We start from the raw sequence: 15,167 nt of genomic DNA on the forward strand, positions 1-15,167 counted from the left end.
TCCGAGGTTAATGTTTACTTTGTGTAAACTGGTTACGCACCACTTTGCACAGTCTTACTCCCGTGCCGTGGACGTGTTTCTGATAAGCTTCGACGCGATAATTTGCCGTTACGATTGCGCGGTAATGCATCCCAATAAACAACATGTTCTGGCAGCATGTATTTTGGCAATCGTTTGGCACAATGCATTTTTAACGTCAGTAATGACGGGGGCTGGGACCCACATGCGATGTGCGCGATAAGGTTTTTCTTTTCATCCAGTTCTACCAAACACTCCTTTACTTCAGGATGTTGATACAGGGCTCGTTCAACTTCACCTAAGTGCACTCGGTAGCCTTTCACCTTAACCATATGGTCTTGACGACCAACATACATCAGCTCTCCAAGTTCATTGATATAACCAATATCACCCGTGTTGTAAGCTGCTTGCTGGCGTAATTCTTTACCCCAATAGCCGTCAAAAACTGTTGGACCAACGACGGTGATAAACCCTCGTTCACCTATGTCAACGCCATTACCCTGTTGGTCACAAATAGCGATACGAGCGCCACTCGCGGCATAACCAATTGGTAATTCTTCAGGGACAATATCTGGCACTTTGAAGTAGCTGCATACATTGGTTTCAGTTGGGCCGTAGAAATTGAACAGATCACTTAGCGGAAAGTGTTCTCTCAATAAAGTGAGCGACTTAGTGTCAAATGCTTCACCCGCAAAAATAATGGTATGAAGCTGCTTGCATTTTTTCCCAAATAGAGGGTCTGCATTCATCATCATGGTTAATGCGGTTGGCACTGAATACCAGATAGTAATTTCTCGCTCAGCGATAAAATTAACCAGCTTTTTCGGCACATAGCTGTCCAGCTCAGAAACAAGGTGCACACTTGCTCCCGTCGCCAGCGCCACGTAAATATCCAGTACAGATAAATCAAAATGCCATGGCGCATGATTTGAAAACCTGTCAGACGCAATGGGTTTGATCTTATCGATCACCCATTGAACAAATGCCAAAGCATTGGCGTGACTAATGCGAACCCCTTTTGGTACTCCCGTTGAGCCAGAGGTGTACAACATGTAGGCTAAATCGTGAGAGCGAACATCAGAGTCGCCTTTAAACCTCGAAGGCTGACAAGCTTCTATATCATGCCAAGTACAAACTGAGTTCAGGTCACTGGCTTGTGTTGCCGCTGCACTAAGCTCCCCTTCGCCATCAAGTACGACAAATAGGCAATCATCGGCACGTTTATCGCGATATTGCGCCAATTTTGCCTGCGTCGTAAACATTGCCTTCATTGTGCAGTCGGTACGAATAATATCGACACGGGCCATGGGGTTCATGGGATCAATGGGCACATAAACACCACCCATCTTGCTCACTGCCAACATCGCTGCCAAAGCGCGACAAGATTTATCTGCCCAGATACCAACCCTATCACCCGCTTTTACGCCTTTGCTTTGCAAGAGTACGGCTATTTGCGTCACCGTAAGAGACAAATCACCATAACTATATGACTCATAATTATCGGCAACCGCCAGTGCGTTATCACCTCCTTTACAGAGGCCCTTGTGTAAAACATCACTGAGTATTTTCATAGCAAGCCCAACCGATTACAGATAAGTTCTCGTTGAATGTCCGAGGTTCCAGAAAACAGCACTGACCCCAATGCGTCGCGAATACTCGAGTCCACGCCGCTTTCTTGCAGATAGCCTAGGGCACCATGCACGCGGATCGAGTCAATCCCGGACTGCACGAAAGCTTCACTGATCGCAAGCTTGCTTGACGCAACGGCTTTGGTGTTGTCAACATTTTGCGACTTTTGCCAAGCAGCAAAATAAAGCAGCAAACGGGCACTTTGTAGACGTACTTCCATATCGGCAATGCGATGAGATACTGCTTGAAATTTACTGATGGTTTTATCACCTTGCTTGCGCGTATTTGCATAGTCGATACAGCGCTCTAAATCGCGCTGCATCACACCAATAAATAACGCAAATAAGCAGCAGCGCTCCCAATCCATTGACGCGGCAAAAATTCTCGCACCTTGTCCCTCACTGCCAAGTACATAATCTTTGTGCACTTTAACTTCATCGAAGAAAACTTGATTAAGTTGCGCTGAATTTAAGCCCAGTTTTTTATAGCTATTACCAACTTCAATGCCTGGTAAATCCGCTGGCACCACAAAAGCAGTTTGGCCAAGATAACCAAATTTCGCATTCGTAGTGGCATACAGTACAAAGTAGTCAGCCACACCGCCGTTTGTCACATACGACTTCGCGCCTTGAATAATGTAATAATCACCCTCGCGCCATGCCTTAGTCGTTAACTTTGCAATGTCAGAACCTGCTTCTGCTTCAGAAATCGCATTGGCAGCAATCTTTTCTCCGCTTGCCAGTAAAGGCAGCAACTGTTGTTTCAATTGTTCACTGCCATGCTCATAAATCGGCATCGCACAGGCAAACGTGTGTGCTGCACCCGCAAATAAAATTCCTGTATCTGCGCAGCCTTGACCCAAGCCTTCTAAGACTTTGACCGTTGTCAAAATGTCAAAGCCGCTCCCAGATGGTGAATACTTGCTGTCAATTGGCAGTCCAAAGTAGCCAAATTCGCCAAGTGCACGCCACGCTTCCATTGGAAACTCCCCCTGCGGCAACTTGGAAAAATCTAAGTCCTTTGCAAAGCTCAGTGCGTGCTCAAACAACTCGAGCTGATCCTCATTCCACTCAAAGTTCATAATCAATCCTTCCCTTAGAAGGAAAAGCGCAGTGCTTTTCCTTACCCTACCATTTGCTTGCGATCGTACTCTTCAATGGCATTTCTGAAGATTGTTGGTGCTTTCCAGCCCTCACAATCAAAACAGCAGCCACCCAGCAGTCGAATTACTTCGTCTCGTAGATCAGGGTTTTGCATCTGATAGCCAAAGAAAATTGGGTAGATCCAGAAGTAGCGGATCAAATCTGCTGCAATTTGTTGCCCGCCGTTACTCCAATCTCGATATGCATAAAATGGAGTTTTCCAATCATTTCCATCAATGGCCTGCTTGATAGCATCCGCAGCACGGATCCCCTCTTTCATGGCAAAAGACACACCATAAGAGAAGATTGGGTCCAAGAATCGGTGCGCATCACCAATACACAACCAGCCGTCACCAACAAACGGTTCAATGCGATATGAGAAGTCAGCCATGGACTGAGAGTCACCGAGACGCTCAGCATTTTGGAAGCGACGTCGGATCTCTGGGCTAATATTTTCCATTCCCCATTCGATAGCATCATCTGGGTTTTTACATTCTTTGTAGTAGAGGTCTTTTGGGATCACTATTCCTAAGCTGTCAGTATCTGGTGATATAGGAATGATCCATGACCAGTGGTATTGTTTCGAATACAAGATAGTGGTGTTTGTCGAAAACGGCGGCAAATCACGTTCCACTCCCTTATAGTGTGCAAATGAAGCTATTTGTTGCGAGAAAAACTCAATCTCACGCTTTCCTGCAACGCCTTTTCTCGATAAGAAGGTATTTTGTCCACTGGCATCCACCAATACTTTTGAACGCACTTGGTGCTCCATATCATCAGCTTTATATATCGCGCCAACGACTTTGCCCTCATGCTTGATCACGTCCTTAACTAAACCTTGTTGATACTCAACACCATGCTCTAAAGCCTTGCGCTTTAGCATGTTATCAAAGTCACTGCGCCTAACTTGCCAAGTGGGCGCCAAGATTGGGATGAAGAACTCATTTTTAGACAATGAGCCAATAACGTTTACACCTGGTTTATCAGGAAAACCTGCCGCATCCATTTCTTCTGCCAGACCAAGGTCTCTGATGATCTGGCCTGCGTTCCCAGTCAGCGACTCGCCGATATGGAAGCGCGGAAATTCATCTTTTTCAATGCACAAAACTGACAGACCTTTTTTACGACACTCGATGCCGCAAAGACTTCCTGCTGGACCACTGCCAATAATAACTACATCGTAACTCTTAAATGCGCTCATACCATGTCCACCTTAGTTAAGAAGTCTTCAACAACCCAGACAAACTCTTCTGGACGTTCAGATGCCGAAAAGTGACCACATCGAGACAGCCGAGTGACGGTGGCATTTTCAAGTTTTTCGGCGGCTTTTTCGCTCCATTCTGGTGGAATAATTTGGTCGTGATTTCCGGCAACAAACAAGGTCGGAACAGTCACATTGTCAAATGTCGTAGCCATCGACTTTTTAGCATATTCATCTAAAAAGGTGTGGTATGCAGGGCGAGACAACACATCATTTAATAAGTCTTCCAATGCTGGCGTCATTTTTGGCGGATGGTAATACGCTGCGGCCAAAAATTGCTCAGGGTTAGCAGACATTTTTTTCAAATCGCCCCACCAGCTCTCTACATCTTCAACCAAGCCAAACCCGGTGCAGACTAACGCTTTAACTTTGTCAGGGTGGCGCCTAGCAATTTCCGTTGCAATCATGCTACCGGCCGAGTTCGCAACCAGTACCCAGTCTTTTTCTTCAAGTGTTTCAAGGTATTGCAGAGTATATTCTACGTGGTCGACATATGATGGAGAGTCGTTTTCACTTTCGCTTAGGCCAAACCCAGCTAAATCAAGTGCAACAGCATTATGACGCCCCTGAACTGAGCGCAGTGTAGAAGACCAAGACGTCGACGGGTTGCCTAGTGCGGGAAGCAAGATCCACAAAGGGCCGTCTCCTTTTACACGCAATGTATGCTGTTTAAAGCCACTGCCCGCTTGCACCAATTCACTTTTGATACCATAACTTTGCTGTAGTTTAACTAAGCGGTCTAGCTCAGAACTTGCTTCTTGTATCTGATTTTGCTCCTCTGTGCTTAATACTTTTATTAAGGCGCACAAGGTCTCAATATTTTCAAAGTGTACTGGCGTAATATCGTGCTCTGGGATCTTGGCACCATAACGCTGGTCAACATGAGCGAGCAGCCTGACCATGGATAAAGAGTTTAAAATTCCAAGTTCCAATAATGGGGTATGTTGATCTAGATCGGGTGCTGCCCCTTCTAGTAAGTCTTGATTTATAAATTCAATAAGTTCTTCAATCATCCTAGTTTCCTATCTAGTCTGGCAATATTGTTAACCCTCAAAAAACATTCAAAACCAAAATTTGGTTTTACGTATCATCAGGCAGGTTTTCTTTTGGCACTCAACTCAAGCAGCCTTGACTGTGTGCTTATGCTTAATTCGTTCGCCTATAAAAACTCTATCGCCATCTAGTTTTTTTCAACATAGCCCCTGTGGACTATCCCGTTGGTCCGAACGGACTATAGGCAGCTATGAGTAAAAAACTTACTTTGTTGGCACGATCACTAAGTTAGGAAACAAGGGTATATGAAACAGGGTAATAACCATTTGGTGACTCCAGTAGAAAGAGCTGCGACACCACATTTGGAACCAATCTATCAAGCCATTGAAAACAACCTTGGGTTTATCCCAAATGGCATTCTCACCATGGCTAAAAATCCAATGCTTGCACAAGCATTTGGACAACTATTCGGCTGTTTGAGCAGATTCGAGCACATTAGCAACGAGCTTAAGTGGGCAATCGCGACCATCAGTAGTAATGCTGCGGGATGCCAATATTGTCAGGGCCACTTTTCTCACATAGCCAGCCGTGTCAACGTCAATAGGGCTAAGGTCTTGGCGGCATTTGAATTTGAAACAAACGTCCTATTTGACGAAGCGGAACGAGCTGCACTGCGCTTTGCTTTTGCATGCAGTACTTCACCTGCACACCTTGAGAAATCACACTACGAAGCATTGGGTAAACATTACTCAGAAGAAGCTGTGATTGAAATTGCGGCTGTGATTGCTATTTGTGGCTTCCTTAATCGCTGGAACACCGCTATGGATAGCCAACTTGAAGCTGACCCAGCAGCCATTCTCGACGAAATAAATCAGATCACTAAATTTACCGTATAAGGACAACAATATGCCTGAGATTACATTCATAGATTTTGCAGGAAACGAAACCAAGGTAGATGTACCAAATGGCACATCATTGATGCAAGCTGCCATGGAAAATATGGTCGAGGGCATTGAAGCTGAATGTGGAGGTTCTGGCAGCTGTGCCACCTGTCATTGCTACTTGACGACTGATTGGCAAGGAAAAATTGCCGGACCTAACAGTAATGAAAGCGATATGTTGGAATTGGTTTCCGATCCAAAGGACCTAAGTAGGTTGAGCTGCCAAGTTACGGTGTCAGATGAACATCATGGCTTGCAAGTTCACTTACCACAATCGCAATACTAAAGGAGCTAAAGATGCAAAGGTGTGTCATTATCGGTGGGGGTCATGCGGGCGCCCAAGCGTGTACCAGCTTACGAAGAGAAGGATGGACGGGTCAGATCATATTGCTAACCGATGAAGACAGCCTGCCCTATCATCGCCCACCACTATCAAAAACCTACCTGCAAAACCAAGTCAGTGCCCAGCAGTTACTGATCCGGCCGCTAAATGCGTATAGAAAGGACGACATCGAGGTAAAATTAAATACGCGTGTCGAGCGTATTGAACCAGCTATACAAAGTATTGTTTTACAAAACGGTGAGCGCCTAAGTTATGACAAGTTGTTAATTTGCACCGGTAGCCGCGCAAGGAAAGCGGACTGCATGGGAGCAAATCTAAACAATATTTTTTATATAAAAACCCTTAAAGACATTGAAAAACTATCCGCTTCCATAGATTCGGAGAAAGGGCGACCGAATAAGCGGCGAGTTGTCATGGTCGGTGGCGGCTACATCGGATTAGAGACTGCTGCGGTGCTCAAAAAAATGGGCCATGATGTCTCTATTATCGAGCGGGAATCAAGATTATTAGCCAGAGTGACAGCCCAAAGTATTTCAACCTTTTATCACAATCTACATAAAGCCAATGGCATAAAAATATACACCGATACAAACGTCGTTGCTTTTCAGGGCAAGGACACTGTTAGTACCGTGTTATGCGAAGACAAAGTGATCCCTGCTGATATTGTGGTCGTGGGGATCGGTGCTCAAACCAACGTCGAACTGGCACAAAGTGCGGGATTATTAATTGAAAATGGCGGAATTGTCATTAATGAGCTGTGTCAAACCACAGATAACAATATTTATGCTGCGGGCGACTGCACCATAGGGATAGAACATCACAGTGGACTAGCCACTAGAATTGAGTCCGTGCCCAATGCACTAGAACAAGCAAAAACCGCTGCTGCGACAATTTGTGGCAAACATAAACCCGTCACGGCAGTGCCTTGGTTTTGGTCTGATCAATTCGATTGTAAAATTCAAATTGCCGGACTCAACCAAGGTTATGACGAAACTATTTTACGTCAGAGCAACGAGCAAGCACTGTCACTGTGGTACCTCAAACAAGGTAAAGTCATTGCCGCAGATTGCATTAATTGCGCTAAGGAGTTTATGGCCGCAAAGAAAATCATTGCACTGAAGTTAACCATACCCAAAGAAACATTGCTTAATACCGACATTGACCTATTTCAAGCGTTGGCTCAACTCACACAGCCAAGCTAACCTACTCACATAAAACGACGCACACCCCAAGCGTGAAAGCCAAAAGAGTCCTCAGAGGACTCTTTCTTTGCCTAAAGATCCATTTATTACTATTTAAAACCCCAGCTCAGAAGCACAACATATTGAAATACGCTCTGAGTTTTGCCCACTACAACGAACTAATAGATAAAACCCACCATATAAATCAATGAGGGCTCACTTCACAACGAGTATCTCAACGGCACTCTTGTGCCATCGTTGATGCTGGTTTTAATGTGAAGATTAATTGCGTGCATATCTTAGTGCGCAGTATATGCACGCGGAAGGTTTAGACGTGGACTGACTTATGGGATGTGTGTGGCTTTGCGACACCAAAATCTTCTAAGATACTGTAAAGACAAGGTAGTACCAAAAGCACCAAACATGTAGATGCCATAATGCCGAAAACAATACTGGTCGCCAGTGGTATCAATATCTGAGCCTGTAGACTACTTTCAAACAGTAATGGAGTCATCCCTGCGATAGTTGTGACAGATGTGAGTACCACGGCGCGAAATCTATCATGGCTTGCTTGAGCGGCGGCATCATGCACACTCAAACCTTGTTTCACCCGACTTTTCACAAATTGAACCAATAATATTGAGTCGTTTACGACAATGCCCGCAAGTGAAATAAACCCCATTAGCGACGGCATAGAGAAGTTGATCCCCATAATAAAATGTCCCCAAATAACCCCTATCATTGCAAGTGGAATTGAAACCATCACAATAAGAGGTTCAACATAGCTATGGAATTGCAGTGCGAGTAGCAAGAATATGCCAATCATGCCCAAAAGCATTGCTCGACGCATTGAATTTTGAGTTATCCCTGCGTTTTTGACCTCACCCTCAATGCTATAAATCAAACTTGGATAACGTGCTTGCAAGTCAGATAAAAACTCCTTCTTCAGATCTTGAACCACAGCTGATGCGGTATTGAGTTCACTATCAACATCTGCATAAACAGAAACACTACTAAGGCTATCAATGCGGTTTATCACCGCAAAGCCGCGCGTTTGTTCAATATCAACCAATGCAGAAAGGGGAATAGCCACCCGAGAGGCCGGATGAATAATGGGAAAATTATCAAAGTCGCTGTACTCATCCATACTGGTTTCACTCAACTTGACTGTTACTTCGTAGTCTTCAAGTCCAATATGCGTCTCCAACAATTTGGTACCTTGAAATGCAGGCCTTAGTTGATTGGCAATCGTAGCTGAATTAATCCCTAATTCCAGCGTCCCGGGTTTTAAAGTTAAAGTATATTCAGGCTTACCTGGTCGTAAATTATCAGTAATATTTTGTACCCCTTCATATCCTTTTAGCCAAATCTTTAGATCATAGGCCGCATGAGCAAGTTCAGTGCTGTCCTCACCCATCAATCGAACGTCAATCGCACGGCCTTGCGGACCAAGTTTTGGCTCTTTGAAGGACAATGCCAGCGCTTCAGGCAAAGCTCCCAACTCCGCCCGCCACATATCAGAAAAAGCTTGGATGCTCGTATTTCTCTGTTCTGCGCTCAGTAAATCAACAGATATGTATGCCAAATGCGCCCCTTGATCCTGGTAGTCGGGATTTTCTCCGTAGGTGATGGTCATGGCCTGTACCAATTGAGCTTCTTCGTCCTCACTCAGCTTTTTATTGGTGCGTTGTAATGCAGCTTCAATCTTTTTCATTGATTGCCGTGTCACCTCATAGGGAGTTCCATTTGGCATCAACAGCCGCCCTTGCAACACATCGCCATCAATATCGGGAAACGCCGTGAATTTTAAGGTACCCGATACCAACATACTCAACGAGAACAAAAAGCCCGCGATCACGCTTCCAATCACCAAGTACCTGTACTTAATAAGGCGATTGTTTAAGCCGAGGATAGCGTCATTCCAGCGCCTAAATTTGCACTCAAACCGACTGCGGATCGTCGCCACTTTTTTCGATAGTGCCGTGTCTTTAGCTTTAGATTGCAATGCATGGGTTAAATGGTTTGGTAAAATTAAAAACGCCTCTATCAGCGATACCGTGATCACCGAGATAAGCACGATTGGTATCACCTTTAAAATTTGTCCTAAATTTCCCTCGATAAACACTAAACCAATAAAAATACACAAGGTTGTGACAAAAGAAGAAAGAACCCCAGGCAAAACCACCATAGTGCCTTGTAATACCGCTTCTTTTACGGCTAAACCCTGCTCTATTTTGGTGCCTACGGACTCAGCGATCACAATGGCATCATCCATCAGAATACCGAGTGCCAGCAGTAAAGCCACCATTGAGAGCATGTTGATTGAGATACCAAAATGCAGCATTAAAAAAAAGCTTGCTAAGAATGATACAGGGAGGCCCATCACTACCCAAAATGCATATTTGAATGAGAAAAATAGCCACATCACACCAAACACAAGCAGCAACCCTTGCCACGCATTACTAATTAGTAGCGAAATCCTATCTTTAACTAAGCTGGTATTGTCGCTTGTTAATGTCAATAAAACGCTGTCAGGTAAGTTCACTCTGATGTCAGCCAATGCCACTTCTGTCGCCTGTAGTACTCTCAAACTATCGTCTACAGAATTCTTTTTAATCGTTAAAATGGCAGCTTGACGGCCATTGTAATAAATTCGATTTTCATCTCTTTCAAACATGTCTTGCACTTGGCCAAGATCAGCTATGGTCACATCATTGCCTTGTGTCCCTGACGCTACAACAATATCACTGAGCGCTTCGGTGTCTTTTCTTTCGTCCATTAACCGGATCTGAGTATCTGCATAAGCCGTATTGAGTGTCCCAAGAGGTAATTCAACATTTTGCCCAGTTATGCGCTTTCCAAGTTCCTCCATACTCAAACCGTGTTGGCGAAGCATTTCTTGTGACGCCGTAACTCTCAATTGGTGCTTTGAGAAATCATTAATTTCAACAATGGGTATATTTGGGTCCCGTAGTAAGTGTTGTTTGACTTTTTCCGCCAATGTCTTCAACTCTACACGAGACAGATCGTTGTGTTTTGACGCAAGCGCTATGCTTACCACCTCTTGTGTTCTACCGCGCTCTTGGATTGTCCACTGTTCAACTTGAGGTGGAAAATCATCAATGGTATCAATGGCATTCTTCACGTCGGTGGTAAACTGTTCAAAGTTTCCCTGCTCATACATTTTAACCGTCATTTGGCCAAGGTTTTGCTTAGCTACACAGTGCCGCTCTTCCATGAAGCTAATACCATCGAGTGCATTTTCCAAGCTCAGACAAATCTTCTGCTCTACATTTTCTGCAGTCGCACCGGGGTAAGGAACCAAAATATCGATTTGATAAGTCTCAATTTGCGGTAAAGTTTCGCGCTTAATCTGTGGCAAGCTGAATAGACCAATGGCCAAAAACAACATCATTAATATATTTGCCGCCGTAGGGTGAGCTATAAAAAAACGGATCATTGATGACGCTCCCTGTTGGCAACATCGGTGAGTTGTTCGGAAGCAGTTAAATTCAATCGAGTGCCTTCAATTGCGGGGAACAAATCCGTGGTGATGAGTTTCGCGCCGCTTAGTTCGGGGTTATCAATCAAAAAGCTGCCAGACTGCTTTATTGCCCCACGTAAAGACACCTTAGTTAATTTGTTTTCATCACTCGCTATAAGTGCATGACCATCTCTAATAAAATACCTTGGTACCACAACAAAATCTTGCTCACTTGCCGACAAGGTGACTTTTGCTCTCATCCCTGCAAGTAGTGGCGGTTTTTCACCTAACTCTATTTGTTTGTAACTGTCACTAATTGACACTACGACGCCCACCGTCTGGCTCTGAGGATCAATTTCATCACTGAGTCTTTCAATTGATGCCTCCCAATAGACACCAGGTTGCGCGAGTATTTCAACTTTTGCCTCTAGTCCCTGCTCTTTCAGGTAACTTGCCATACCTTGCTCTGAAATAGTTTGCATACTCGGAGCCCGATTGAAAAAGCCCGAGAACTGGTTAAACGACTGATAGGTATATTGAGCGTTGATCAGTACTTTTTTGATGTCACTGGCACGAAACAAGCTCGCCCCCTTGGAGACCAGCTGCGCCCTTTCAACGTTGACTTGGTGAATACGGCCAGTAAATGGTAAATGAATTTTGGTGCGCTCTATATCAATACGCGCTTTGTTAACATCTGCCAGAGCTTTTTTTACCTGAGCTTGCAGTGCTTTAACTTCCAATGGCAGTACATTCTTTTGGTTTAAATCACGCTGCAATCCTTGCTGTTGTGCCAGCATATTTTGTTGCGCTTTATCCAGTTCTGCTTGAGATACGCTTGAATTGTCAAATAAGCGTTTTAAACGCCTATATTCATCGCTCGCAATTCTTAATTTGTGCTCGCTCAGCTTGATATCGAGTTGATTGTTTTTTATCGCCGTTCGCTTAACAGCCAGTTCAACTTCCGCACTGGCTAAACCCGCTTCTGACTTGGCTAACTGCAATTGATAGTCACTGTCATCAATTTCTATCAACAAAGTGCCCGCTTTGAAGATTTCTCCTTTTTTTAAGGCCGGGTGCAAATAAGTTACCACCCCAGACACTTGAGCAAGGCTGTTTAGCTGAATATTTGGTGTTACCTTGCCATACCCCACAATTTCAGGTCTGATAGCCCGCATAGCAAGTACCTGATACTGGGCAAGTTGACCAATTTCTTCTATATCACTATGTTTGGTCGATGATGTTAACTTTACAACTAACAACATCAGAACTACCCCCGCTAGTGCGGCGATAGGTAGGTTTTTTTTTGCGCTAAGATTCCACCTCATTGATGTTACTCTCCTTAAGTCCATATATGAAATGCCGGTATAAATCCTTTGCCCACGCTTCACCTTGGATCTCAGTATCATCTATTTGCCAAGCTTGCTGGCGCAAGGTTTTCAAAATATAGGGAGACACTAAAAGTGTAATGAGCTGAAAAGCGGCTAACTTCGCTTTTTTGGTATCTGAAATGCCTGTTTCTTGTTGAATAAGTGGTGGTAAAAATTTAGATACTCGAGCAGGAAATGCAGCCATAAAAGCTCGAGCTAACGGAGTCGTTTTATTTAGAACTTCTTCACTTAATAAATGCACAATACCAGGGTGAGACTGTAAAATTTCACCAAAGCGGCGAATAAATAAATACACAGGCTTTTTATGCTCCCCCAAATCTTCAAACTGGGAAAACTGCTCATCTGCGATAGACTGTATTAATTCAACAAATAAGTTCTCTTTACCACCAAAATAATATTTAATCATTGCCGAGTTGATGCTGGCTTCAGAGGCTATATCTCGAATCGTAATTTGGCTGTAAGACTTAATATTTAGTAATTGCTTAGCAGAGAAGATTAGCTTAGCTTTTTGCTCAGCTTGCTTAATTTCGCATACAGGACGGCCCCGTGTGACTTTTTTTGTGGTCTTTGATTCCATTATGTATTCTTATTTTTTTAATCGCATGGTTAATTAAATAGAAAGTCGCTTCTACAGTCAAACAAATGTTTAAACTTTGTTCAGGACAAGACACTTCCAGACCACAATTCATAACTTGTAAAAGACACTTCTAAAACGATAAGCAGCAATAAGAAACTCACAAGTTGGCCAACTTTAACTTTCGAGCAGACATATGCTCCTAGCGGTGCACCGACGACCACAATAGGAATAGCGGCCAATAAATAGCTTTCTATTTGAGGTGTAATGGCACCTAAATACCAAGCATTCATGGCGCTGCCAATCAAAGATGTAAACGCCATCACAACGACAGACGTTGCGGTCGCTTTTTTAATATCCGCATTGTAGGCAATGACTAGTAGGGCAAATAACGCAATATCGGAGCCAGATCCAACTAACCCGCTGGCAATTCCGCCAACAAACGCCACCACCATGAATCGCAAAGTATTTGGTTCAATCCGCTGTGCGCTGTGCTGATGGTGCGCTTTTCGCCACCAACGCAGTAACATAGTGACCGCGAAGCATAACAGTAAAAAGCTGAAAATTGACTTTACAAGTAATCGAGGTGCAATAGGTGCCACAAACATTAAGCTTAAAACAACACCAAAGGCTGACATTGGCAATGCCAGTAGAACTAAATTGGTATAGATCGGTATGCGACGACACAAAATTGTAATTGTCGCTGCTGTCATACCAAAACTTTGAATGGCCAAAGAAAATACTTTGGCAGTACTCGGTTCAATAGCCAATACCTTGGTCATGACAGGAAAAGCTACCGCTCCACCTCCAAGCGCAGTCCCTCCCGCAACAAAAGAACCCAGCGCCATAGTCAACGCAATTTCGAATTCTTGCAACACCTGTAGCATTGCGCTTGAAAACCCTTGCATCCAAATTAAGGTCGCATAAATCAGCAAAGTGAAGTAAAGCGGCCAGGTTGCCGGCTGTCTCAATTTTTCTATCATGGTATTTTTATGTCTCTGCAATCATGACTCGCAGTTTAACAAACGAAAAATAGCCCTGCGAATAGTCTGATTGGACCATTAGGGAAAGAGCCTAATTTGTCGTTTGTGGAAGTTTTAAACAGCATTGCGCTTGCACTGAGGATTAACTTATTTTGTACCTACTTACATTTGACATAGATCAACTTGACAAATTAAAAACTCACTCAACAATAGGTACCAAGACTATATTTACTTAAAAAACATAAAGTTAAAGAATAAAACCGCTTTGCTATTTTGTTTAAAAATAAGCCATATAAAAAAATTAATAACCGTCACAAATACATAAAATGACACTTTTTTAAACTTTAACACTCATTTACCACACAATTCGTTCACTTTTCGTTGATATCAATTAGCCGTTCATGTTTAATTAATCACACGATTAATTAAATAGGTACCGTCACCAATCGTACTTACTGAACATCAGAAAAGTCGATACGCCTATCGAAATCGTATTTGTAAAGGAGAATGCATATGTTTTTGGGCTGCACAAAAGAGCTTTCTAGCGTACTTAAAGCAATAGAGTTGCTTAAAACGTCAATTGTTGAACGCTCACTAGATGGAATAGTATTTCAAGAAGCGATGTCGTTTGCCGAATCGGATGAGCTGTATTTAGCTTTAATTGATAAATCCAGCTTAGAGGTCAAAACAGAGTTTTTACGCTCATTTCCACTGGATTTTAAAGAGGATTTACTCACTGTTGCTAAGGTAAAAAAATTCAAAAATATTAATCTATTAAAGAGCTTATGTAAGGATAGAAACCCGTTATCTGATATCACTATTTATGATTTAGATAATCCAAATTCAAACTTTTTGACGCTGGTCGCGTTCAACAATAAGCGTTCCAATCGAACTGCGCCCGCTTCTTACTTAATTGAGTTAGTACTACCCTATCTGCACAAAGCTCAAATTTCTCGTTATCAAAATGACAAAACCTCTCGCTCTCCCATTCAGTCGCTAACGAATCGAGAAAAAGAAGTTCTGGACTGGATTTCATCTGGCAAGACAAATGGAGAAATTGGCATGATCTTAGGAATTAGCCAGTACACAGTCAAAAACCATGTTGCGAAAATCCTAGAAAAGCTCAACGCTCCTAACCGGTCAGCTGCGATGGCCTTAACCAAAGAGCTAGGCTTTAGTTAAACAAAGTTTCCTTACAAATACTCGAAACTATTAATAAATTCATTTGGC

General features: G+C 43.4%; 12 protein-coding genes. 4 read left to right on the forward strand and 8 right to left on the reverse strand.

What is annotated here, in order from left to right:
* Positions 1–32: 32 nt before the first annotated feature.
* Genes J8M00_RS11280 through J8M00_RS11295 form a run of 4 tightly spaced genes read right to left on the reverse strand, consistent with a single transcriptional unit; the run spans position 33 to position 5,063 of the window.
* A complete protein-coding gene (locus tag J8M00_RS11280; protein ID WP_211010334.1) occupies positions 33–1,589 on the reverse strand; it encodes an amino acid adenylation domain-containing protein in 1,557 nt (518 codons plus the stop codon).
* Positions 1,586–2,728, reverse strand: coding sequence for an acyl-CoA dehydrogenase family protein (locus tag J8M00_RS11285; protein WP_211010335.1), 1,143 nt, complete (start codon positions 2,726–2,728; stop codon positions 1,586–1,588). Before J8M00_RS11285 ends, J8M00_RS11280 begins: the two co-directional genes overlap by 4 nt.
* 41 nt (positions 2,729–2,769) lie before the next feature.
* Complete coding sequence (locus tag J8M00_RS11290) at positions 2,770–3,990, reverse strand: NAD(P)/FAD-dependent oxidoreductase (RefSeq protein ID WP_211010336.1); 1,221 nt, start codon at positions 3,988–3,990, stop codon at positions 2,770–2,772.
* Positions 3,987–5,063, reverse strand: a complete 1,077-nt coding sequence (locus tag J8M00_RS11295) for an alpha/beta fold hydrolase (protein ID WP_211010337.1) — start codon at positions 5,061–5,063, stop codon at positions 3,987–3,989. Before J8M00_RS11295 ends, J8M00_RS11290 begins: the two co-directional genes overlap by 4 nt.
* 285 nt (positions 5,064–5,348) lie before the next feature.
* On the opposite strand from J8M00_RS11295, the gene bmp8 reads away from it, so the two are divergent.
* From bmp8 to J8M00_RS11310, 3 genes are read left to right on the forward strand one after another with little or no spacing between them, the layout of a single operon-like run.
* Positions 5,349–5,939 carry a carboxymuconolactone decarboxylase family protein gene (gene bmp8, locus J8M00_RS11300; protein WP_211010338.1) on the forward strand — a complete coding sequence of 197 codons (591 nt, stop codon included), beginning with the start codon at positions 5,349–5,351 and terminating at the stop codon, positions 5,937–5,939.
* A 10-nt stretch (positions 5,940–5,949) separates the two neighbouring features.
* Positions 5,950–6,270 (forward strand): 2Fe-2S iron-sulfur cluster-binding protein, encoded by a 321-nt coding sequence (locus J8M00_RS11305; RefSeq protein ID WP_211010339.1) that lies wholly within the window; start codon positions 5,950–5,952, stop codon positions 6,268–6,270.
* An 11-nt stretch (positions 6,271–6,281) separates the two neighbouring features.
* Positions 6,282–7,529, forward strand: coding sequence for an NAD(P)/FAD-dependent oxidoreductase (locus tag J8M00_RS11310; RefSeq protein WP_211010340.1), 1,248 nt, complete (start codon positions 6,282–6,284; stop codon positions 7,527–7,529).
* 307 nt (positions 7,530–7,836) lie between these two features.
* Here the strand turns inward: J8M00_RS11310 and J8M00_RS11315 are convergent, their stop codons facing one another.
* From J8M00_RS11315 to J8M00_RS11330, 4 genes are all read right to left on the reverse strand, one after another.
* Positions 7,837–10,968 (reverse strand): efflux RND transporter permease subunit, encoded by a 3,132-nt coding sequence (locus tag J8M00_RS11315; protein ID WP_211010341.1) that lies wholly within the window; start codon positions 10,966–10,968, stop codon positions 7,837–7,839.
* Entirely contained in the window at positions 10,965–12,317 is a 1,353-nt protein-coding gene (locus J8M00_RS11320) for an efflux RND transporter periplasmic adaptor subunit (RefSeq protein WP_211010342.1), read from the reverse strand. The genes J8M00_RS11315 and J8M00_RS11320 overlap by 4 nt, the downstream gene beginning before the upstream one ends.
* Positions 12,301–12,957, reverse strand: a complete 657-nt coding sequence (locus J8M00_RS11325; protein ID WP_211010343.1) for a TetR/AcrR family transcriptional regulator — start codon at positions 12,955–12,957, stop codon at positions 12,301–12,303. The genes J8M00_RS11320 and J8M00_RS11325 overlap by 17 nt, the downstream gene beginning before the upstream one ends.
* Positions 12,958–13,037: 80 nt before the next feature.
* Entirely contained in the window at positions 13,038–13,937 is a 900-nt protein-coding gene (locus J8M00_RS11330; protein WP_211010344.1) for a sulfite exporter TauE/SafE family protein, read from the reverse strand.
* 513 nt (positions 13,938–14,450) lie between these two features.
* On the opposite strand from J8M00_RS11330, the gene J8M00_RS11335 reads away from it, so the two are divergent.
* Positions 14,451–15,119, forward strand: a complete 669-nt coding sequence (locus tag J8M00_RS11335) for a helix-turn-helix domain-containing protein (protein ID WP_211010345.1) — start codon at positions 14,451–14,453, stop codon at positions 15,117–15,119.
* Positions 15,120–15,167: the final 48 nt, after the last annotated feature.

Source organism: Pseudoalteromonas luteoviolacea, assembly GCF_018100925.1.
GTDB classification, from domain to species: Bacteria; Pseudomonadota; Gammaproteobacteria; order Enterobacterales; family Alteromonadaceae; genus Pseudoalteromonas; species Pseudoalteromonas obscura.